Origin of the sequence: Alteromonas sp. Mac1, from assembly GCF_001562125.1 — a bacterium.
Taxonomy (GTDB): Bacteria; Pseudomonadota; Gammaproteobacteria; order Enterobacterales; family Alteromonadaceae; genus Alteromonas; species Alteromonas stellipolaris.
Genome location: NZ_CP013932.1, coordinates 3,056,370 through 3,079,025, shown reverse-complemented (window position 1 = coordinate 3,079,025; position 22,656 = coordinate 3,056,370). Strand labels below are relative to the sequence as shown.

Sequence of the window (22,656 nt, the reverse complement as noted above, 5' to 3'; positions counted from 1 at the left end):
GAAAATTTCACTCAAGATTGAAAAACTCGAATTATCCACGGGCGGAACTTATAAAACCCTCGCGTTAAATAAACACCCACTATCAGCGCTAATACAATAACAGCGCTTATAATAAGCCATAGTTGCTGGCGAAGCGTTAGCGGACTAGAAAGCACCACTTCAGTATCGATGTTAACGTTCAAATAACCAATTACTTTGCCATCGTCATCGAGAATTTTTTCAACATGAGTATTGGGAGCAACTTCACGTTCTCGGGCCAGTGCGACTACACTGTCAACTTTTGGTAAAGGCGCTATATAAATGCCTTGGGCATTAAATACGCTTAAAGAGATAACGGCAGGCTCTTCTAACGCAATGGTAATTAAACGCTCTAGTCGAACTGTGTCTTGTGCCATTAAGGCAGGCTGTAAGATTTTTGAATATTGACTGCTTATGCTGGTACCAGGTTGCGCCGTTTGTACGTCAACCCAATGGGTTTGGTACTGTTGATACATTAGAAACAGACCCACAGCTAATGCCACAGCGGTAGCCATAATAATAGTATGCATCAGCCGCTTAAAGGCTGTGTAAGCAGAGTGTGAAACGCTGTGTTTGTGAGCCATGCGTTCGCTTTCTAAGTGGTTCAGCATTTCGCCTTAATTTCCTTTATCTTTATGCGCTAACAGTAGGGTAATTTTGACTAATTTGAAAGTGTGTATTTCCACATGTGCAATGTTTGGGTAGCATATGGGCAAGACTAACAAAGGTTTAAATTAATAGTGATCACGTTTTTAAATGAAATACCGCCTCATGCAATGCATGATACCTCTTTCTTATCTACGCAGCTTACCACAAAGTCTTCAAATGAAGATGATGCTGGACTTTCAATTTTAACCGTTATCGGTCAAGCATTAACCCCATATATTGTTAGTCAGGTTGTAGAAGGTTTGGGCGAAGTATTCGAGGCAACATCGATTCACTTACATCCGTTACACAACAAACTGGGTGATGGCGTGGTGGTTGTGAAAGGGCGCTTAAGTGAAAACGCCGGCGCTCAAGATGCTGCTTCAGTGCCAGCACTGCTGCCGTCGCTAATAACTACGTTATCGGCCCGTTATCATGTGGATTTAGGCATTCAAGACACTCAGCCATCGCTTAACGAGCCAGGTCTTCTTGTGATGGATATGGACAGTACGTTAATAGATATTGAGTGCATCGATGAAATTGCCAAACTGGCAGGTGTTGGTGAGCAAGTGGCTGCTGTAACCGAACAGGCTATGCGGGGCGAAATAGCATTTAATGACAGCTTAAACCATCGAGTGGCTTGCCTAGATGGTGTGCCAGAGCACCAGCTTCAACAAATACGTGATAGCTTGCCTATAATGCCAGGCGTACAACTGCTGATTGCCATTTTAAAACAACATAACTGGAAGCTAGCTATCGCTTCAGGTGGTTTTACTTATTTTGCGAATCATCTAAAAGCCCGCTTAAATATTGATGAAGCGGTTTCAAATACGTTGGTGATAGAGCAAGGCATATTGACCGGCGAAGTGTCTGGCGAAATTGTTAATGCTGAGGTAAAAGCGCGAACCGTGAAAGCGTTGGCTGAACGTTGGGGAGTTCCAAGCTCTCAAACCGTTGCGATGGGCGACGGTGCGAACGACTTAGTCATGATGGCCGAATCGGCGTTAGGAGTGGCGTGCCATGGTAAGCCTGTTGTAAATGAAAAAGCAGACGTTGCTATTCGGTTGGGCAGCTTACATTGCCTACTGTACTTTTTATCCTAGTAGATTAGTGTTGATTAGGGCGCAGTTGACGAAGGCGTAGCTGAGCGTTAACTAAAACGCTTTGGTCGATACTTACTTTTAGTCGTTAGATATTTTCGAGGGTATTAGCGGCGTAGAGTAAGAAGCGCTGAATATATAGCGAGTACAAGCTCTGAAGGTGATACGAGAGTCTTCAAAGCTTGTCTTTATTTGGCAAACGCTTGGTCTTGTAATAAGGCTTGAATACCGGACTGAGAGCGCTCTTCTATTTTCGCTTTGGTGTCTCGGTTAGCGGAAATCGTGTCGTCATCGAATTCATATCTAATCAATACTTCATCAGTGACATCAATTAAGTGTGAACAGGCAGCTAAGCTCCAAAGCTTATTTTCAAGTTCCTTTGCCCGGTGAATAGCATACACGCTAACGTAATTTATCTCTGTTTGTAACATAGATAAATCTGGTTTGCCTGTAGTGGTAAGCATCACGTGAATAGCAATAAATTGCCCTCTGTTTAACGCTTCAGTAATAAAGGTCTTGCGCTGCTCATTGTTTTCAAACCGGTGGGAATACCGCGGAATAATGGCCATGCGAGGGTCTTTTTGCTTGGCATCAAAAGAGATCAAAAGCTCTTGGCGCAAGGGCATATTTTCCAGCTTCACCTGCTTGATACCGCTTTGCATGAAAGGCGTATCTAGCTTTCTGTCTCTAAATAGAAATTCTAAGTTTACCTGACGCTTTTCTGTTAGATAGGTAACTAGCGTTGAAACTCGTTCATCTTGTTTTCCAATAATACCCGCTTGCGGTGTATACCTAACCCCTTCCTTACTCATCAAGAAGGATAGAGATGTAGCATTACGAGCATTGATACAGCGAAGAGCCTGACCCATACCCGGCAATTCTTCTTCACCAGAGTCTTCTTCTAAGCTGTGTTTGTTCTTTTTAATCAATTCTTCAAAGAACGCCCTTGCACTTTTACCTGCTTCACCGTTCATGGCTTTTAAATGAAGAATGTTTTTCTCAGCGTTGTGGTAAATTACCGAATACTGCAAATGCATTACGTCAAAATTTTGCGTAATCTGCTGAAGGCGAGGGAAGGATACTTCAACTTGCCCTTCTAGCTCACCGTCGTACTCTTTATTTAACTCAACACGCAGTCCCAATCCATGTACCGAGATATCTTCACTTACGCCAACGTGTACGCTGTCGTCATGAGATAACCTAAGCTCTATTTGAGAGCGCAAACGGTAGCGAGATTCTAAACGTTGATCTTCATATTTGAATCGGAATAACTCTATGTTTGGGGTCTTCTGATTTCTTGGATGACCAAAAACGCGAAGATGAGAAAGGTTGTCGCGGTTGAACTGTAATTCGTTATACGCCTGCTGCCCATATATAGAGGTTACGTCAGTAACATGAAGCAAGTATTTTAGGTTTTTCAACTTCGACATCACTCGAGGCGAAGGCGGTGTATTTTGACGCTTTATTTTCGAACCCACAGAGTCTGGAATAGACAAGGGGGTATGAGCTTGCTCGGGCAACATGTCGGTCAAGGTAAGTTTAAATACTCGCCAGCTAACCTTTTTAGAACCAAAGCCTAAGAAAACCTGTTTTAACATGTCTTTTTCAACAAGCTGCTCGTAAGAGGCCGAGTAAAAAAAGACTTTGTCATTTTGTAAGTGGGTAAAGCTGAACACAAATATCTCGCGACGGTGCGCAGGCTTAGCGTGCAAGGTGTTCAATCTATTTTGAGACAGCAGAAAACCTAAGCGACATTCATCTTCTTCATCTTGCCAGTAGCTCACCGTTTCGCGATTAACTTCGTTAACCATTGCAAAGCGTGGAATAAGACGCTCTTCAATTAAATCGACATAAATAGGTAGTGTTGGGCTTCGTGGCGAAAAGTACTGTTCACACGTTTTACTGGTTATCGCTTCAATAGTGTTGTTCATGTTCACTTTATAACGGCGTTTGTTGCCGTGAATAAAGCTTTCTAGAAATTTATCGAAGCTGGGTGCTGGGCGCTCTGTCGCACGCTGTAGGGCTAAATAAATAACATCTTTTTTGCGAATAGTTTTCACAAGGCGATAAGCAATGCCATTTTTCTTATCCATGGCGAACTCGCCTTCAAGCCCACGGAAGTAGACTTGTAATAGCTCATTTTGTTTAAACAGTGTTTCTTTGGAGAGTTTGACTTGCAGGCCTTCTAGCGATACATCAACGCTTAAGCCTTTAATCGAATGATTACTTTCGTTAAATAGCTCAACCGCAACAGCAAAGTTCATACGTTCTGTATTGCGTTGTTGATAATCTAGTAAGTTTACCGTTGGCACTTTAAACTGCTCTAAAATAGCAGAGCCTTTTTTGCGAGGTGTATTTGATGTTGAACCTGTGTCTCGAGCTTCTTCTGCTTTCTCACGAATAATACGGTAATTATTTTCAGTATTTTGAACGGCTTCGTAAACACCGAATGTATACCCACCAAATATTCTAATTTGCTCTTCGAATTTATCGACAGCAATTTCATCCATGTAATGGGTTCTGCCATCATGCAAATAGCTTTTGCATTTACCGTCTACTTGGCCACGTAAATCTATTGATCGCATACAAGGCTTCGCAAGGCGTTTCACTTCCATTTTTAATAGAAAGCGTTTCTCCTTGGGAATATCACCGCCAATTTGTAACAGAACCTTATTAAATTCAGGCTCGTTCACCAGAGGTTTCAATTGCTCAATTATGTCAGCGTATTGCTGTAAATCTTGGCTCATGTATGCACAACTTAGTTACTTTCTATTATTATAGACATTATTATTATCGGCACTAATGCTAAACCCATTAATAAACAGTATTTTGCAGTTTGACGCACGAACAACCACCGGGTTAAAACCTACTATAACTGTTAGATGGGCTACCAAGTGGGGTTGGGTTAACTTGGGTTGGACCTGGCTGAATGTACCTTGATGTCCTTTATAAGATAGAATACTCCTTTTCACGCTGGGATAAAACTGGAATATGGCAAAACGAAAAACGGCTTATGTATGCTCAGATTGTGGGGCTGAATTTCCACGCTGGCAGGGGCAGTGTTCTGAATGCAAAGCTTGGAACACCATTAGCGAGTTTGTAGTCAGTAGCGCCAAAACCAATTCAAAACCAACTTTGTCAGGTTATGCTGGGCAAACTGCCGCTAAAATAGAAATGCTCAATGCGATTGATTTGGAATCTCTACCCCGATTTAGCGCAGGGTTTAAAGAGCTCGATAGAGTATTGGGCGGTGGAATAGTGCCAGGTGCTGCTATGTTAATTGGCGGCTCGCCAGGGGCAGGTAAAAGTACATTGTTACTTCAGGTTATGTGTCAAATGGCACAAACCGAAACCGCTTTATACGTAACAGGGGAAGAGTCGCTTCAGCAAGTGGCGATGCGAGCAAAACGCTTAAATCTACCTGATGATAAGCTAATGATGTTGGCAGAAACCAGTGTAGAAACTATTTGCGAACTGGCGTTAACCAAAAAACCAAAAATCATGGTTATCGACTCTATTCAAGTAATGCATGTGGCCGATGTGCAATCTGCACCGGGCAGTGTATCTCAAGTTAGAGAAAGTGCAGCTTATCTAACCCGCTTTGCAAAACAACACCACATCTCAATGTTTCTTGTAGGTCATGTAACCAAAGACGGAAACTTAGCTGGCCCGAAAGTGTTAGAGCACTGTATTGACAGTTCAATGATGCTAGAAGGGGAAAGTGATGGTCGTTACCGTACGTTACGCAGCCATAAAAACCGTTTTGGCGCTGTAAATGAATTAGGCGTTTTTGCGATGACAGAAAAAGGCCTAAAAGAGGTAAATAACCCTTCGGCGATTTTCTTAAGCCGAGGCGAAAATGAAACGCCTGGGTCGAGCGTAATGGTAATTTGGGAAGGCACGCGGCCGCTGTTGGTAGAAATACAGGCTTTGGTGGACTACTCACAAATGTCTAACCCTCGGCGAATTGCGGTGGGGCTAGATCAAAATCGATTGTCGATGTTGTTAGCGGTATTGCATCGTCACGGTAATGTACAAATGAACGACCAAGACGTCTTTGTAAATGTGGTTGGTGGTGTGAAGGTAAGTGAAACCAGCGCTGACTTGGCGTTACTGCTAGCAATGGTATCGAGTTTTCGAAATCGCTCTCTACCCAAAGATTTAATTGTGTTTGGAGAAGTTGGGCTAGCCGGAGAAATTAGGCCTGTTCCTAATGGCACCGAGCGCATTATTGAAGCCGCTAAACATGGTTTCAAACGTGCGATTGTGCCAAAGGCAAATGCGCCAAAGCAGGCTGTAAATGGTATGAAAGTTATTCCAGTATCTCAGCTCAGCGATGCGTTAGACGCATTAGAATAAACCGCTTCAATCAGTGCGTTTAATTCCTTTTCATTTAAGTCAGCATCTTGACTATTTAGCAGTATTAAGCGCCTCAGTGCGCTTATGCTGTCTACGTCCATTTGAGATACTTTGCAGCCTAAAGATACTGAATCTTTGCGGCTATCATTCTGCCGATACAGTTGCTCAATATGCAAGGTGATAACGGGGCTGTCTTCATTGGCTCTAAATGTGGCGGTATAAGGATCGTGACTATCGAAAGGTAATTCGTTAAGTGCATCTTCGTTTGCGCTTAATTTTACGCCTTGAAGCGAGACGTCAATAATAATGACATCAATGTGCTTATCATGATGAGCAAGTGTTCCTTTTACGGCCAATGGAATACGTGTAAATAAGCGTTTGTCCGACATAAATTCCTCAAGCTAGAAAATCTTTGATTCACTCAGTATTAGTGATGTTAGTACACAAGGCAACTAGCAATAAGTGTAGTGGTATAAAGCTAGCCAGCACGACATAAAAAAACGGGCTTATATAAGCCCGTTTTATATTATGTAGAAAACCAATTTTAGTGCTTATAACAGTACTTATAATACTATGTTCGTGTGCGCGTTTTTATGCAGGTTTCTTTTCATAACGGCTACCAATAACTGCGGCCAATAATCGCTTTACATCAACGGCTTTCAGACAAACTATTTGGCTATGCGCTTGTATTTTAGTCTGTGAGGTTCCACCGCATCTTGCCCGAATTCAGCCTTAAGCCAAGTTTCGTAGTCAGAGTAGTTACCTTCAAAGAAGTTAATGTTACCTTCGTCGCGGTAATCCATGATGTGTGTGGCAACCCTATCTAAGAACCATCTATCATGGGAAATAACCATGGCGCAGCCTGGGAATTCCAATAAGGCATTCTCAAGTGCTCGTAAGGTTTCAACATCCAAGTCATTGGTTGGTTCATCGAGTAGCAACACGTTGCCGCCAGCTTTTAACAGCTTGGCTAAATGCACACGGTTTCGTTCACCACCAGACAAGTCTTTAATAAACTTCTGCTGATCGTTGCCTTTAAAGTTAAAGCGGCTGCAATATGCGCGGCTATTAATTTCGAAGTTACCAATACGAATAATATCTTGTTCTTCTGAAATTTCTTTAAATACCGTGGTGTTTTCATTCATATGATCGCGAAACTGCTCTACGCTAGCAATTTTCACAGAGTCACCCAAGCTAATATCGCCTGAATCAGGTTGCTCTGCGCCGGTAAGCATTCTAAATAGGGTAGATTTACCCGCACCGTTTGGCCCGACAATCCCTACAATTGCCCCTTTAGGAACTTTAAACGACAAGTCGTCAATAAGTACACGTTCACCATAAGACTTATTAAGATGTTCAACTTCTATAACCTTGTCACCTAAACGTTCACCAGGCGGAATGAAGAGTTCGTTAGTTTCGTTACGTTTTTGGTAATCACCCGTGGACATTTCTTCAAAACGAGCCATACGCGCTTTGCTTTTTGCATGGCGGCCTTTTGGATTAGAGCGAACCCACTCGAGTTCTTGTCTAATACTCTTTTGACGGGCATTTTCACTGCGCTCTTCTTGCTGTAAACGTTGGTCTTTTTGTTCCAACCAAGAAGAATAGTTACCTTCCCATGGAATACCTTCACCACGGTCGAGTTCTAATATCCAGCCTGCAACATTATCAAGGAAGTATCTATCATGGGTAATGGCCACTACCGTGCCTTCATAATCGTGAAGGAAACGTTCTAACCAAGCAACAGATTCAGCATCCAAGTGGTTGGTGGGTTCATCAAGAAGTAGCATTTCTGGCTTTTCGAGTAACAAACGGCATAAAGCAACACGGCGGCGCTCACCACCTGATAACTTGCTAACGTCTGCATCCCATGCAGGAAGACGAAGGGCTTCAGCAGCACGGTTTAAGGTATTCTCTAAGTTATGCCCGTCTTTCGACTGAATAATCGCTTCAAGTTCGCCTTGTTCTTTTGCAAGGGCGTCGAAGTCGGCATCAGCTTCTGCGTAAGCGGCATAAACTTCATCTAGACGGGTTAGTGCGTGTTTAACATCGGCTAACGCTTCTTCCACGTTTCCGCGAACATCTTTCGATTCGTCTAGTTGTGGCTCCTGAGGCAGGTAGCCTATTTTAAGGCCTGGTTGAGGGCGTGCTTCACCTTCAATCTCGGTGTCTAACCCAGCCATGATGCGTAGTAAGGTAGATTTACCAGAACCGTTTAAACCCAATACGCCAATTTTTGCGCCGGGGAAAAAACTAAGAGAGATATTTTTAAGAATTTGACGGTTCGGTGGAACAATTTTACCCACGCGATGCATACTATAAACGTATTGAGCCATGCTGTGTCCTTGCCAGAAAATAAAGCATCATTGTACTCGTAACAGGATAGTCTGTGCCAGTGCGAACCGCCATACAACCTCATGCTTGATGGTATTTTGTTCAATTGAAGTAAAAAGAAGGCGAAAAGTACGAATAATACGGCGGTCACCTTTAACAAATTAAGGTAAACTTCGCTAGCATACGCTTTAATGAAAAAATAGGTATTCACTGTATGACTACAATGAACAAACGTCCTTACAGCCTATCGGAACTTGCCAGCCATGTAGGCGGTGTTGTAGAGGGAGACGGCTGTGTCGTTATCTCTGCGGTAGGAACGCTGGCAGGCGCTGCCAGCCATCAAATCTCATTTCTTACTAATCCGAAATATAAATCACAGTTAAGCGATACCTCTGCCGGTGCGGTTATTCTTCACAGCAGTTTAAAAGACACGGCACCGTGCCCAGCGCTTGTGGTAGACAACCCTCACGCAGCGTTCGCACGCATCGCACAGCTTTTCGACACCACGCCAGTCGTTGCAAGCGGTATTGCCGAAACCGCTGTGATTGCATCGTCGGCCAATATTGGTAGTGATGTGTCGTTAGGTCACAATGTGATTATTGAAGATAACGTCATACTTGGTGACCGCGTAACTATTGGTGCCAATACAGTTATTCGCAAAGGTACACGCATTGGTGAAGGCAGTGTTATTCACCCAAACGTAACCATTTATCATGACGTGATAATAGGTAAGCGGGTTACGGTTCATAGCCAAACGGTCATTGGAGCAGCAGGCTTTGGCTACGCAAACGATAAAGGTGTATGGCTTCCTATCCCACAAACCGGCTCTGTTCGCATTGGTGATGACAGTCAAATTGGCGCAAGTAGCAGCATCGACCGTGGTGCCATGGAAGACACTGTTTTAGGCACCAACGTGATAATCGACAACCAAGTGCAAGTGGGTCATAACTGTATTATTGGCGATCATTCTTGTATATGCGGCGCCACTGGTATTGCGGGCAGCTGTCATATCGGTAAGCACGTAATTATTGGCGGCGGCGTGGGCATTAATGGCCACATTAGTATTTGCGATAAAGTACAAGTTACCGGTTACTCCATGATTGTCCAAGATATCACCGAGCCAGGAGTTTATTCTTCAGGTCAGCCGGCCACGTCTAACCGAGAATGGAAGCGAAATACCATAAGACTGCAAAAAATAGGCAGTTTATTTGACCGCGTTAAGGCGCTAGAAAAACAGGTCTGATCTCAATGGAGCGCAGGCGTTACGTTAAACCTGCGCCATTTAAATTAAATTGGTCATAAAGCGGTATACAAGCCCTTGAAAATGACTAGAATATGCCACGAACAAGCCATCAATCAATGCCGTTAAGGAGCCCTCATGTTACCTCGCGAAATGAATATCGCTGACTTTGACCCAGAATTAGCCGATGCAATGGCAAAAGAAGTTGTCCGTCAGGAACAGCATATCGAACTTATCGCCTCTGAAAACTACTGTAGTCCACGTGTTATGGAAGCGCAGGGTTCTCAGCTTACTAATAAGTACGCTGAAGGCTATCCTGGTAAGCGTTATTACGGCGGTTGTGAGCACGTAGACGTGGTAGAGCAACTGGCTATCGATCGTGCCAAAGAACTTTTCGGTGCCGATTACGCTAACGTACAGCCTCACTCAGGTTCACAAGCTAACTCTGCCGTATTTATGGCATTGCTTGATGCTGGCGATACTGTACTTGGTATGAGCCTTTCTGAAGGTGGTCATTTAACGCATGGTTCTCACGTTAACTTTTCGGGCAAAACCTACAATGCTGTTCAGTATGGTTTGAACCACGAAACTGGCGAAATCGATTACGAACAAGTTGCTGCGTTAGCAGAAGAACACAAACCGAAAATGATTATTGGTGGTTTCTCAGCTTATTCAGGTGTTGTTGATTGGGCAAAATTCCGTGAAATTGCCGACAGCGTAGGTGCTTTCCTGTTAGTTGATATGGCGCACGTTGCCGGTTTGATTGCGGCGGGTGTTTATCCTAACCCACTGCCACACGCACACGTAGTGACAACCACCACGCATAAAACCCTAGCGGGCCCACGTAGCGGACTAATTTTGTCAGCATGTGGTGACGAAGCCATTTATAAAAAGCTTCAAAGCTCAGTATTCCCTGGCAACCAAGGTGGTCCTTTGTGCCATGTTATTGCAGCAAAAGCAGTAGCGTTTAAAGAAGCACTTCAGCCAGACTTTAAAGAATATCAAACACAGGTTGTTGCGAACGCAAAAGCCATGGTGGCGGTAATGCAAGAGCGCGGATACAAAATTGTATCTAATGGCACTGAAAACCATTTGTTCTTACTAGACCTTATCGATAAAGATATTACGGGTAAAGAGGCTGATGCTGCTCTTGGTTCTGCTAACATTACGGTTAACAAAAACTCGGTTCCTAACGATCCTCGCTCACCGTTTGTTACCAGCGGATTGCGTATCGGTAGCCCAGCGATTACTCGTCGTGGCTTTAAAGAAGAACAAGCCAAACAGGTTGCTACATGGATTTGTGATGTGCTAGATAACATGGGTGATGACAGCGTTATCGACCGTGTTAAAAGTGAAGTGGTTGCCCTTTGTGAACAGTTCCCTGTTTACGCGTAAGCAACCTAGATAAGAAAGTTACCGCGCGTTAGTCTTTTAAATCAAAGGCTAACGCGTAGTAAAAAGTAAGTTAAGGATCGCTCATGTTTTGCCCCTTTTGTTCAGCACAAGAAACAAAAGTGATTGACTCTCGCCTAGTGGCAGAGGGGCATCAGGTGCGCAGACGTCGTGAATGCGCAATGTGTCACGAACGTTTTACTACCTTCGAAAGTGCAGAACTTGTGATGCCACGTGTTATCAAACGTGATGGCTCGCGAGAGCCTTTCAACGAAGATAAGCTTCGTGCAGGCTTACAGCGCGCGCTAGAAAAACGCCCAGTGAGTACAGAAAAAGTTGAACAGTGTATCTTGTCGCTTAAGTCAGAGCTTCGGGCAACTGGCGAACGAGAAGTGGGGAGTGAACTGCTAGGCAACCTTATTATGAAAGCGCTCAAAGAGCTAGATAAGGTCGCTTATGTTCGGTTTGCCTCTGTTTATCGTTCCTTTGAAGATATCCGAGAGTTTGGTGAGGAAATAGCCAGACTAGGGGATTAACCACGGGATATGCAGTGTCAATTAATACTACCCATGCGCATGTAAATAGCGGCTCAAACACCGACTTAGGCAAAAAACACAGTAGTCGTTCAATCAATGAATTGCCTAGTAGGGCGGTTGAAATTGACTATTATTGGATGGCCAAAGCCATTCGACTGGCGCAAAAAGGGCAATTTACTACTTCTCCTAATCCCCGTGTTGGCTGTGTCATTGTTAATAATAACAATGAATCTATTGGTCAAGGTGTACATATTCAAGCCGGTACACCGCATGCCGAAATTCATGCCCTTCGTGAAGCTGGGAAAAGCGCAAAGGGCGCTACAGCTTATGTGACACTAGAGCCTTGTAGTCATTACGGACGAACGCCCCCCTGCGCAGAAGCACTGATAAAAGCACAAGTCTCGCGAGTGGTCATTGCCATGACTGATCCGAACCCCAATGTCAGCGGTAATGGTATTCGCATGTTACAAGATGCGGGCATTGAGGTGTCATCCGATATTATGTCGGCAGAATCTGCCGCTTTGAACCCAGGTTTTATCAAGCGTATGCTAACAGGTAAACCTTATGTTCGAGTGAAATTAGGCATAAGTGTGGATGGAAAAATTGCGCTTCAAAATGGTAACAGCCAATGGATAACCGGGTCAGAAGCCAGAAGAGATGTACAACATTACCGTGCACAAAGCTGCGCAGTGTTAACAGGTTCGGGGACGGTGAAAGCCGATAACCCGAGTCTATTAGTGAGAGCAGGCGAAGCTAAGTTTGCGCATTACCCGTTGGAGGCTATTCGCCAGCCAGTGCGAGTAATAGTAAATAGTGCCGACGATCTCTCAAGGGACTATACGTGCATGAACGATGGTCATCCCACCTTTGTGGCATCTACCCAACATAACGCCGATACGGATAATCGCCAACACCTAACGGTTGATGCGATGAACGGTAAAGTGGATATCAGTAAACTTATGCTGCAGTTAGGCGACATGCAGTTTAATGAAGTGTGGGTAGAAGCAGGGCCAGGTTTAGCTGGTGCTTTGATGATGGCCGGTGAAGTAGACGAACTCATATGTTATCAAGCTCCTAAGCTGTTGGGAGACAAAGGGGTGAGTATGGTATCTTTACCCACCTTTACCGAATTGAATCAAGCTATTGAATTGTCGCTGATTGAAAGTCGACAAATAGGTAACGATATTAAGCTTCGTTACAGTCTCAACACGCCTCAGCAGCCCTCAATAGCCTTATAGGAACATTATGTTTACTGGAATTATTCAAGCTTTAGGCAAGATTACTAAACTCGATAACCGTGGTAGTGACATACGGTTAACGGTTTCATCAACTACACTGGATATGGCCGATGTTGCGCTTGGCGACAGTATCGCTACCAACGGGGTATGCCTTACCGTGACTGATATGGGTAGCGATTATTATTGCGCTGATGTGTCTGCTGAAACCATAAAGCTCACCGGCTTTGCCCATTACGGCACGGGTTCTACGGTGAACCTTGAAAAGGCGATGCGACCCACTGACAGACTGGGCGGGCACATTGTTTCGGGTCACGTCGATGGCGTGGGCGAGATCAGTAAAATTATAAAACACACCGACTATGTTGAATTTTGGGTAAAAGCACCTACATCTTTAGCCAAGTACATTGCTCATAAGGGCAGCATTACTGTTGATGGCGTGAGCCTTACGGTAAATGAAGTCAACGGTGCTGAGTTTATGCTATGGATAATTCCTCACACGTTGAAAGAAACCGTAATGGGACATTACGAAGTGGGCACCGCGGTAAATTTAGAAGTAGATGTAATAGCACGTTACCTTGAACGCTTAATGATGGGTGATAAAGCAGCATCACCTATATCAAAAGACATTGATATGGCGTTTTTGGCTGAGAACGGATTTTTGAGAAAGTAACCCTACAAGAAGTATAAAAACTATGGCATTTAACACCTCGAAAGAAATTATTGAAGACATTCGCCAAGGTAAAATGGTTATCTTGATGGATGATGAAGATCGCGAAAATGAAGGCGATCTTATTATGGCAGCAGAGCATGTGACGCCAGAAGCCATAAACTTTATGGTTACGCATGCCAGAGGTTTAGTTTGTCTACCTATGACCGAAGCACGCTGTAGACGCCTTAATCTGCCGTTAATGGTGGATAAAAACGAAGCACAGTTTTCTACTAACTTCACCGTATCGATTGAAGCGGCAACAGGTGTTACTACCGGTATTTCAGCAGCAGATCGGGCGGTTACTATTAAAGCTGCCGTTGCTAAAGAAGCGAAAGCTACTGATATAGTCCAGCCAGGTCATATTTTTCCGCTAATTGCGAAAGAAGGCGGTGTATTAAACCGTGCAGGGCATACTGAAGCGGGTGTCGATTTACCGCGCTTAGCAGGATTGGAGCCGGCCGGTGTTATCGTTGAAATCTTAAATGAAGATGGCTCAATGGCACGTCGTCCGGAACTTGAGAAATTCGCCGAAAAACACGACCTTAAAATTGGCACCATTGCCGATTTAATCGAGTACAGAAACTTAAACGAAACCACTATTGAAAAAGTTGCTCAGTGCAACCTACCTACAGAGTATGGTGATTTCGAGCTTCATACTTTTAAAGACAGTATTGATAACCAGCTACACTTTGCTTTGAAAAAAGGGGAAGTGACAGCTGAAAACCCGACATTGGTTCGCGTGCATCTGCATAACACCTTCAGTGATTTGTTGGGCTCAACTCGTGGTATTCATCGTTCCCTTACTTTATCTGAAGGTATGCAAAAAATTGCTGATGAAGGCGGTGTTCTGGTATTGCTTGGTAAAGATGAACAAATTGAACAACAGGTTCGCCGCTTTGCTGCTGAAGACAGAGGCGAGCGTCCAACCGGTGCTGATTGGCAGGGCTCGTCGCGCACTATTGGTGTTGGTAGCCAAATTTTAGCTTCTATCGGCGTTCAAAAAATGCGCTTACTAAGCAAACCTATTAAATACCATGCTCTTTCAGGCTATGGCCTAGAAGTGGTTGAGTACGTACACGACTAAGTGGTGGTAAATCAGAAGCTCTTGGTAAGGCTCTGTTCACGAAAAGTCATTACCACAAGCTAATGCAATTTACGTAAGTAATTTATAGGAAAGGTGGGGAAAGGGCGCAGTAAACCCTCCACCGCATGGATGCGGTGGCGGAGCGTACAGGGAAGTATTTACCGCGTGTTTACGGAGCCCTATCCCCACCTTGCCGTTTGTTATTCGGGCTAACGGACTTGTCAGCCAGTAACAAAAACAATCGATTTAGTTTGGGCGTAGTTGTGGTATACTTCGCGCCGTTTTTCTCGAGGAATGAAATCATGCAAGTAGTTGAAGGTAATATCAGAGCGACCGGTAAGAAGATTGCTATTGTTGTTGCACGCTTTAATAGCTTTGTTGTTGAGAGCTTATTGGAAGGCGCATTAGACACACTAGACCGTCACGGCGAAGTGAACGAAGACGATATCACAGTGGTACGTGTTCCAGGTGCTTATGAGTTACCGATTGTTGCTAAGAAACTTGCTGAGAAAAAATCTTTTGATGCCATTATTGCACTCGGTGCGGTAATTCGTGGCGGCACACCTCATTTTGACTTTGTTGCAGGCGAATGTAACAAAGGCCTAGCGCAAGTATCGCTAGAATATGGTGTACCGGTATCTTTTGGCGTTATCACTACAGATTCTATTGAACAAGCTATCGAACGTTCTGGAACCAAAGCAGGCAACAAAGGCGCAGAAGCTGCCTTAGGTGCGCTTGAAATGGTTAACGTTATCGATGCTGTTGAAAAGCTTTAAGGTAAAAAATTAAGTGAAAGTTTCAGCTCGTCGTAAAGCCCGTGAACTTGCCCTTCAAGGCATCTATTCATGGCAAATGAGTCATAACGATATTCAACAAATTGAACTGGCGCTTGCGACCAGTAACGATATGAAGAAAGTTGATATGGCTTATTTTCAGGCACTGCTTCGCGGTGTGGCGCATAGCGCTAGCCACTTAGATACGACTATTAAGCCGTATCTGGGCCGTTTGCCTGAAGAACTAGATGCAATCGAAAAGGCTATTTTACGTATAGCGACACTGGAACTTACAGAGCGTAAGGATGTGCCTTATCGCGTAATTATTAATGAAGCGATTGAACTTGCGAAGTCTTTCGGGGCCGAAGAAAGTCATAAATTTGTTAATGGTGCGCTTGATAAAGCGGTTCGCTCGTTGCGTAAAGACGAACGCGATTAACCTTGTCCAGTGGCATTGGATGTCACAAAGGGTTTAATAGACTATCGTGAAAGAATTTGATCTTATCGGCCGCTACTTCTCTGATGGCGGCCATACTCGTAAAGACGTTGTTATTGGTATTGGTGATGATTGTGCCGTAACTAACGTTCCTAGTAACCAACAACTCGCCGTTACTACAGACACCTTAGTAGCCGGTGTGCACTTTTTAGATGATGCGCCTGCAAAATCAGTTGCGTATAAAACGGTAGCCGTGAATTTAAGCGATTTAGCCGCCATGGGCGCCGAACCAGCGTGGATCAGCTTATCGCTGTCATTGCCAACAGTGAATGATGAATGGCTTAGCGAGTTCGTAGATGGTTTGTACGAGCTTACGCAGTATTATTCTGTACAGTTAATTGGTGGCGATACCGTTAAAGGCCCGATGGCTATGACCATTACGGCGCAAGGGTTCATTCCACCAGGTTCTGAACTGACTCGTAGTAATGCAAAACCCGGTGATTGGGTTTACGTTACAGGCACATTAGGTGATGCTGGTGCTGGCTTAGATATTCTTCAGAATAAGCTATCGGTAGCTGGCGAAGCGCGAGATGTGCTTATTAATCGCCATTATTACCCTACACCTCGGGTAGCAATGGGAACGGCACTTCGTCGTATTGCTTCATCATGTATTGATGTGTCTGACGGCTTAATTTCTGATTTAGGCCATATACTGAAAGCTTCAGGCTGCGGTGCAAATGTACACGTGGATAAACTTCCTTTATCTAGGGCGTTGACCAGCGCAGTCGATAATGCCCAGGCTATCGAATACGCACTGTCAGCAGGCGACGACTATGAGCTTATCTTTACAGTAGGTGAAGAGCAGCGAGGCAACTTTGAAACCTCGATGGGCAGTAGTAGCGTAAAAGCAACTTGTATTGGTCAGTTAACTGGCCAAGTTGGTCAGCTTTCCTTGTTAAAAGATAATCAGCCGTTCGCACCAACCAATGAAAGTGGTTACGAGCATACTTTCTAGAAGCTAACAGAGCATCTTATGCAAAAAGAATATCGCGCTAGAATTAGCATGAAGAATCCAGTGCACTTTTTAGCGTTGGGTTTCGGTAGCGGCCTTATTCCGTTTATGCCAGGTACGTTTGGCTCAGCAGCTGCACTTCCATTATTAATATTGTCAGCGAATATGCCAGTGTTGGTATTTATCGCTTTCACTGTTTTTGCATCAATTTTTGGCATTTATCTGTGCGGAAAAACCGCTGATGATATGCAGGTGCACGATCACGGCTCTATTGTGTGGGACGAAGTGGCAGGTATGTTTGTTACCTTCTTATTCGTACCTATTACAGCGCCATCATTACTAGCAGGGTTTGTGCTGTTTCGCGTATTCGATATTTTAAAACCTTGGCCAATAGGGCCTATCGATAAGCGCTTACACGGCGGTACAGGCATTATGCTGGATGATATAGTGGCAGGCGCTATGGCTTGCGCATGTTTACATATCATGATGATAGTGTGGCCAGCATTTACAACCTTGTTTTAAAATCGGGCTAACCTAAGTTCGTTCGATAATACGCAAAAAATTGAACATACTAAAAAGCCCGCTACTGCGGGCTTTTTGTTTTTAAAAGCTAGTTAAAAAACCAACCGCTAGCTTAGTAAGCTTTTAAGCGTAGCGGTAATGCCTTCGGCATCCAGCCCATGCTCTTTGTACATTTCTTGCTGCGTACCTTGCAAAATAAAGCTGTCTGGGAGCCCCAACGTACGAACGGGTTTCATAATGCCTTGTTGTTGTAAGTACTCAAGCACACCAGAGCCTGCACCACCGGCTATACACCCATCTTCTAAAGTAATAAGCATATCGTGTTCTGCTGCTGCTTTCTCAATAGCCTGGCCATCCAGTGGCTTCACAAAGCGCATATCAATAACCGTTGCATCAATAGCTTCTCCAGCCGCTAATGCATTAGGTAAAAGGGTTCCAAAATTCAATATTGCTGCTTTTTTCGCTGGCTTGCCGGTAATAGCACGGCTAACCTTCGATTTGCCAATTGGCAACTCGGTCATCGCAGCGTCAGGGGTAATACCCATTCCAGAGCCACGGGGGTAGCGTACCGCAGCAGGTTTTTGCGCTTTATGGCCAGTATAAAGCATTTGTCTGCATTCATTTTCATCAGACGGCGCCATCACTATCATATTCGGTATACAGCGCAAAAAGGCAATATCAAAAGCACCTTGGTGAGTAGGGCCATCAGCGCCTACAATACCGGCACGGTCAACAGCAAATAAAACCGGCAAGTCTTGCAACGCCACATCGTGAATAAGCTGATCGTACGCACGCTGTAAAAAGGTTGAGTAGATGGCAACTACCGGGTTACATCCATCGCGCGCTAGGCCCGCAGCAAAGGTAACCGCATGCTGCTCAGCAATAGCGACATCAAAATACTGTTCTGGGTATTGCTGCGAAAACGCGACCATGCCAGAGCCTTCACGCATAGCGGGGGTAACCGCCATCAATTTAGGATCTTGCGCTGCCATATCGCATAACCAATCGCCAAAAATGGCAGAAAAAGTAGGTGCAGATGGCTTCGCTTTAGGCAATGCGTTATCCGCAGGGTTAAATTTAGGCACTGCGTGGAATTTAATCGGGTCTTTCTCAGCAAGGGCGTAGCCTTTACCTTTTTTAGTTACCACGTGAAGTAGTTGTGGGCCTTTGAATTTGCGCATATTACGCAATGTATCTACAACGGCATCTACATCATGGCCATCAATAGGGCCAATGTAATTAAAGCCGAGCTCTTCAAAAATAGTGCCCGGTACTACCATGCCTTTAAGATGCTCTTCTGCGCGACTAGCAAATTCTTTGATAGGTGGCACATTACTTAATAGCTTTTTAGAACCATCGCGAATAGAGTTGAAGACATTACCCGTCAATAAGCGGGCTAGGTGACTATTAAGCGCACCTACGTTTTCAGAGATAGACATTTCGTTGTCGTTCAACACCACAACCATATCTTTATTGATGTCACCAGCATGGTTCATCGCTTCAAATGCCATACCTGCGGTAATCGCGCCATCGCCAATTACGGCAACCACTTTACGATTTTTACCTTCTTGCTCGGCGGCAACAGCCATACCAAGTGCAGCACTGATGGACGTCGACGAGTGGCCGACAGCAAAAGTGTCGTAGTCGCTCTCAGGTGGCCAAGGGAAGGGGTGCAATCCATCTTTTTGTCGAATAGTCGACATTTGTGTGGCACGGCCTGTAAGAATTTTGTGGGGGTAGGCTTGATGACCCACATCCCAAATTAATCTGTCGATAGGCGTGTTATAAATGTAATGCAAAGCCACAGTAAGCTCTACCGTGCCTAAGCCAGACGCAAAGTGTCCACTGGTTTGGCTAACACTATTTAGTAAATATTCTCGTAATTCATCTGACAACTCTCGCAATTTCTCTTGCGGTAACTGTCTTAACTTATCCGGCGTTTGCGCAATAGCAAGCGTGGGGTAATGTTGGAGGTCTAAACTCATTATTTATTATCTTTTTCAACATGGTTGCAGAACTAATGGTCTCGTTTTACCAATAGTTCGCTAAACGCAATTAAACTGTCTGTATTGTAGGGTAAACGAGCCAAGGCTTGAAGGGCATTCTGATGCAGCTTATCAAGTTCTCGTTTTGCGCCTTCTATGCCAAGTTTGGCAGGAAAGGTATTCTTACCCAAAGCAATGTCAGAGCCTGCAGGCTTTCCTAATTGCTCACTATTACCTTCTACGTCAAGAATGTCATCTTGGACTTGAAATGCAAGACCAATATCATCTGCGTAGGCCAATAAGTTTGCTTTACTGTCACTATCAAGTTCTGGAGAAACAATAGATACCATTTCAACACATGCACGAAGCAAGGCGCCGGTTTTCAAATTGTGCAGCCGCTTGAGCTGCTCAAGGCTTATTTCTTCACCCGTGCTGGCTAAATCGATAGCTTGCCCGCCACACATGCCGCGATAGCCTGCGGCGCGGGCTAGCAAAGAAAGTAATTCACCACGTTTATTGGTTGCGAAATCACTTAATGGCGCATCGGCTAATGTGCTAAAAGCAAGGGCTTGCAATGCATCACCGGCTAATATTGCGGTGGCTTCATCAAATGCAATATGACAAGTTGGCTGGCCGCGACGCAAATCGTCGTCGTCCATGGCTGGCAAGTCATCATGTACCAGCGAATAAGCATGCACGCACTCAATGGCCATACTAATAGCCATTTGATCGCCTTTGGGCACATCAAGGATGTTGCCGATAACTTGAACCAGTAAAGGTCGCATGCGTTTACCCCCCACCAATAACGCATGGCGCATTGCTTCTTTAAGCCGCGGTGCGTCGTGTGGAAGGTCATCAATAAGCGTATTTAACGACGCATCGGTCTGCTGCTTAACTTGCTGATGCAATGCAGTGAAATTCATAACGTACCTGTTTGTTGCGACACGAGGTTTAAGGTTGCTCGTCTTCAGGAAGAGGGTGTAATGCGCTTTCGCCTTGCTCATTAAGCAAAATTTTAACTTTTTGCTCGGCTTGCTCTAACGACTTCTGGCCTTCACGAGAAAGGGCAATGCCTCGCTCGAATTTTTCAAGTGCAACGTTTAATGGTAACTCACCGTTTTCCATCTCATTAACGATGGCATCTAATTCGGTAAGGGTTTCCTCAAACGAGGGAGAATCTGTTTTTTTCGTCACTTTCGCCACCATAGCACTCAATTTTAGGCGTTTCTTGGGATTACGCGCACATTAACTGAGGGTAGCCAATGGGTCAAATGGTTTGTCAATATATGCCCTATTGCAGCTATCTATGACAACGCGTTGTGAACTAAGCCTCAGTATTAAAACTGCCGCCTAAAGTTCGACTAACGTCATTATGTATACAATAATTAAGGCAATTTGCGATAATCTTGTTATAGAAATTCTATACAATGCCGATAGAATACGAGTAATAGTTATGCAGCGTCTGCAAAAAATGAGGAAGAGTGAGTGGATTTAGCAACCGTCATAGGTATGTTGGGCGCCATCGGCTTTGTAGTAATGGCCATGGTTATGGGTGGCAGTATTGCCATGTTCATCAACGTACCATCTATCTTGATTGTATTTGGTGGCACCCTTTTCGTTATTTTATCCCAATACACTTTAGGGCAGTTCTTTGGTGCAGGTAAAATTGCAGGCAAAGCATTCATGTTCAAAATTGATACGCCTGAAGACTTAATTGAAAAAATTGTTGAGATGGCAGATGCAGCACGTAAAGGCGGATTTCTTGCATTGGAAGAAGCTGAAATTGACAATCCGTTTATGCAAAAAGGTGTAGACATGTTGGTTGATGGTCACGACATAGAAGTGGTCAGAGAAACCTTAGCGAAAGATATTTCGATGACTACCGAGCGACACGAGTTTGGTGCCACCATATTTAAAGGTATGGGTGATATTGCACCAGCAATGGGAATGATTGGAACCCTGATTGGTCTGGTGGCCATGCTTTCTAACATGGATGATCCTAAATCGATTGGACCAGCGATGGCGGTAGCACTATTAACTACCTTGTATGGTGCATTCCTTGCCAACATTATCTGCCTACCCATGGCAGTAAAACTCGGTAACCGCGCACAAGAAGAAAAGCTTAACCAAATGCTAGTACTCGATGGCATTGTGGGTATTGCTGATGGGCAAAACCCGCGTGTTATCGAAGGCATATTGAAAAACTATTTAGCGGCAAGTAAACGCGGTACGGGCGCTGAGGACGAATAATGGCTGAAGAAGAGTGCCCAAAATGTCCTCCCGAGGGGCTTCCTGCATGGATGGGGACCTTCGCGGATTTAATGTCGTTGCTCATGTGCTTTTTTGTACTGCTGCTCTCATTTTCAGAAATGGATGTTCTGAAGTTTAAGCAAATAGCGGGCTCTATGAAGTTTGCTTTTGGTGTACAAAACAAAATTGAAGTGAAAGACATCCCTAAAGGCACCAGTGTTATTGCGATGGAATTTAGACCTGGTCGTCCAGACCCGTCGCCTATCGACACTATTCAGCAACAAACCATTGAAATGACTCAGCAGATGCTAGAGTTTCAAGCGGGTGATGAAGACTCTTCAGGCGGTAGGCAGAAGCAAAGAGGTGAGCAGCGCGGTGGTCAGTCGCAGCAAACGGCTACCGATCAGTCTTCCTCTGAGTCGCAAAGTTCAGATCAAACTCAAACTGCTGAGTTAATGAAAAAAGTGGCGCAGCAGTTACAAAAGCAAATTCTCGATGGCGCAGTAGAATTAGAGTCTTTAGGTCAGCAACTGACTATTCGCATTAGAGAGAACGGTTCGTTTTCAGCCGGTTCTGCATTTCTACAACCTCAGTTCCAGCCTATCTTACGCAAAATTGGGGTGCTGTTAGCTGATGTGCCAGGGGAAATAGAAATATCAGGGCATAGTGACGGACAACACATTGCTAACGAGCTATATCGTTCCAACTGGGATTTATCGTCTCAGCGTGCGGTAGCCGTAGCCGAAGCTATGCGAACAGCCCCAGGGTTCGATGAAAGCAGAATGTCGGTAGTAGGGAAGGCCGATACCGACCCCATGGTAGAAGATGCTACAACGCCGGCTGATAGAGCGCGAAATAGACGGGTAGAGATCAATATTAATCAAGGTAAACCTATGACCTCTCAACCTATTTCCGTGGTTGATGAATAAAGATTGTAAGCAGAACGCAAAATCAAAAAGGGCGAATCAGATGATTCGCCCTTTTATTTTGAAATCGTCTCACACTTCCAACTAACGGAGCCTT

General features: G+C 44.5%; 21 protein-coding genes. 14 read left to right on the top strand and 7 right to left on the bottom strand.

Going from position 1 to position 22,656, the window contains the following annotated elements; genetic code table 11:
* Window positions 1–11: 11 nt before the first annotated feature.
* A complete protein-coding gene (locus AV939_RS13140; RefSeq protein ID WP_057790695.1) occupies window positions 12–629 on the bottom strand; it encodes a hypothetical protein in 618 nt (205 codons plus the stop codon).
* A gap of 126 nt (window positions 630–755) precedes the next feature.
* Between AV939_RS13140 and serB the strand changes: the two genes are divergently transcribed.
* Complete coding sequence (gene serB / locus AV939_RS13135; RefSeq protein WP_417878609.1) at window positions 756–1,766, top strand: phosphoserine phosphatase SerB; 1,011 nt, start codon at window positions 756–758, stop codon at window positions 1,764–1,766.
* Window positions 1,767–1,951: 185 nt separating this feature from the next.
* Here the strand turns inward: serB and AV939_RS13130 are convergent, their stop codons facing one another.
* Complete coding sequence (locus AV939_RS13130; RefSeq protein ID WP_057790697.1) at window positions 1,952–4,510, bottom strand: PilZ domain-containing protein; 2,559 nt, start codon at window positions 4,508–4,510, stop codon at window positions 1,952–1,954.
* A 244-nt stretch (window positions 4,511–4,754) separates the two neighbouring features.
* Between AV939_RS13130 and radA the strand changes: the two genes are divergently transcribed.
* The gene (gene radA / locus AV939_RS13125) at window positions 4,755–6,122 is read left to right on the top strand and encodes a DNA repair protein RadA (RefSeq protein ID WP_057790699.1); all 1,368 of its coding nucleotides are present in this window, start codon (window positions 4,755–4,757) and stop codon (window positions 6,120–6,122) included.
* Here radA and AV939_RS13120 read toward each other — a convergent pair.
* Together AV939_RS13120 and ettA are read right to left on the bottom strand one after the other, a co-directional pair.
* Entirely contained in the window at window positions 6,089–6,511 is a 423-nt protein-coding gene (locus tag AV939_RS13120) for a PilZ domain-containing protein (RefSeq protein ID WP_057790701.1), read from the bottom strand. The two genes, radA and AV939_RS13120, sit on opposite strands and share 34 nt — an antisense overlap.
* 279 nt (window positions 6,512–6,790) lie before the next feature.
* On the bottom strand, window positions 6,791–8,458 hold the full coding sequence (gene ettA / locus AV939_RS13115; RefSeq protein WP_057790703.1) for an energy-dependent translational throttle protein EttA: 1,668 nt from the start codon (window positions 8,456–8,458) through the stop codon (window positions 6,791–6,793).
* 212 nt (window positions 8,459–8,670) lie between these two features.
* Between ettA and lpxD the strand changes: the two genes are divergently transcribed.
* The 10 genes from lpxD (at window position 8,671) to AV939_RS13065 (ending at window position 17,398) form a co-directional block, all read left to right on the top strand.
* Window positions 8,671–9,699: a UDP-3-O-(3-hydroxymyristoyl)glucosamine N-acyltransferase gene (gene lpxD / locus AV939_RS13110; protein WP_057790705.1), complete on the top strand. Its 1,029-nt coding sequence runs from the start codon at window positions 8,671–8,673 to the stop codon at window positions 9,697–9,699.
* A gap of 135 nt (window positions 9,700–9,834) precedes the next feature.
* Window positions 9,835–11,091, top strand: coding sequence for a serine hydroxymethyltransferase (glyA, locus tag AV939_RS13105; RefSeq protein ID WP_057790708.1), 1,257 nt, complete (start codon window positions 9,835–9,837; stop codon window positions 11,089–11,091).
* 83 nt (window positions 11,092–11,174) lie between these two features.
* Window positions 11,175–11,624 carry a transcriptional regulator NrdR gene (gene nrdR / locus AV939_RS13100; RefSeq protein ID WP_013783361.1) on the top strand — a complete coding sequence of 150 codons (450 nt, stop codon included), beginning with the start codon at window positions 11,175–11,177 and terminating at the stop codon, window positions 11,622–11,624.
* Window positions 11,625–11,761: 137 nt separating this feature from the next.
* Window positions 11,762–12,862, top strand: a complete 1,101-nt coding sequence (gene ribD / locus AV939_RS13095) for a bifunctional diaminohydroxyphosphoribosylaminopyrimidine deaminase/5-amino-6-(5-phosphoribosylamino)uracil reductase RibD (RefSeq protein ID WP_057796035.1) — start codon at window positions 11,762–11,764, stop codon at window positions 12,860–12,862.
* Window positions 12,863–12,869: 7 nt separating this feature from the next.
* Window positions 12,870–13,532, top strand: a complete 663-nt coding sequence (locus tag AV939_RS13090; protein WP_013783363.1) for a riboflavin synthase — start codon at window positions 12,870–12,872, stop codon at window positions 13,530–13,532.
* Window positions 13,533–13,554: 22 nt separating this feature from the next.
* Complete coding sequence (gene ribBA / locus AV939_RS13085; protein WP_057790709.1) at window positions 13,555–14,655, top strand: bifunctional 3,4-dihydroxy-2-butanone-4-phosphate synthase/GTP cyclohydrolase II; 1,101 nt, start codon at window positions 13,555–13,557, stop codon at window positions 14,653–14,655.
* A 302-nt stretch (window positions 14,656–14,957) separates the two neighbouring features.
* On the top strand, window positions 14,958–15,431 hold the full coding sequence (gene ribH / locus AV939_RS13080) for a 6,7-dimethyl-8-ribityllumazine synthase (RefSeq protein WP_013783365.1): 474 nt from the start codon (window positions 14,958–14,960) through the stop codon (window positions 15,429–15,431).
* A gap of 13 nt (window positions 15,432–15,444) precedes the next feature.
* The gene (gene nusB, locus AV939_RS13075; protein ID WP_057790711.1) at window positions 15,445–15,867 is read left to right on the top strand and encodes a transcription antitermination factor NusB; all 423 of its coding nucleotides are present in this window, start codon (window positions 15,445–15,447) and stop codon (window positions 15,865–15,867) included.
* Window positions 15,868–15,913: 46 nt separating this feature from the next.
* A complete protein-coding gene (thiL, locus tag AV939_RS13070; RefSeq protein ID WP_057790713.1) occupies window positions 15,914–16,879 on the top strand; it encodes a thiamine-phosphate kinase in 966 nt (321 codons plus the stop codon).
* An 18-nt stretch (window positions 16,880–16,897) separates the two neighbouring features.
* Entirely contained in the window at window positions 16,898–17,398 is a 501-nt protein-coding gene (locus tag AV939_RS13065) for a phosphatidylglycerophosphatase A family protein (protein WP_057790715.1), read from the top strand.
* Window positions 17,399–17,505: 107 nt separating this feature from the next.
* Here the strand turns inward: AV939_RS13065 and dxs are convergent, their stop codons facing one another.
* Genes dxs through xseB form a run of 3 tightly spaced genes read right to left on the bottom strand, consistent with a single transcriptional unit; the run spans window position 17,506 to window position 20,577 of the window.
* Complete coding sequence (gene dxs / locus AV939_RS13060) at window positions 17,506–19,383, bottom strand: 1-deoxy-D-xylulose-5-phosphate synthase (RefSeq protein WP_057790717.1); 1,878 nt, start codon at window positions 19,381–19,383, stop codon at window positions 17,506–17,508.
* Window positions 19,384–19,415: 32 nt separating this feature from the next.
* Window positions 19,416–20,306, bottom strand: a complete 891-nt coding sequence (ispA, locus tag AV939_RS13055; RefSeq protein WP_057790718.1) for a (2E,6E)-farnesyl diphosphate synthase — start codon at window positions 20,304–20,306, stop codon at window positions 19,416–19,418.
* 28 nt (window positions 20,307–20,334) lie between these two features.
* Window positions 20,335–20,577 (bottom strand): exodeoxyribonuclease VII small subunit, encoded by a 243-nt coding sequence (gene xseB, locus AV939_RS13050; RefSeq protein WP_082605035.1) that lies wholly within the window; start codon window positions 20,575–20,577, stop codon window positions 20,335–20,337.
* A gap of 291 nt (window positions 20,578–20,868) precedes the next feature.
* On the opposite strand from xseB, the gene pomA reads away from it, so the two are divergent.
* On the top strand, window positions 20,869–21,633 hold the full coding sequence (gene pomA, locus AV939_RS13045) for a flagellar motor protein PomA (protein ID WP_013783372.1): 765 nt from the start codon (window positions 20,869–20,871) through the stop codon (window positions 21,631–21,633).
* Window positions 21,633–22,562 (top strand): flagellar motor protein MotB, encoded by a 930-nt coding sequence (locus AV939_RS13040; protein ID WP_013783373.1) that lies wholly within the window; start codon window positions 21,633–21,635, stop codon window positions 22,560–22,562. The genes pomA and AV939_RS13040 overlap by 1 nt, the downstream gene beginning before the upstream one ends.
* Window positions 22,563–22,656 lie beyond the last annotated feature (94 nt).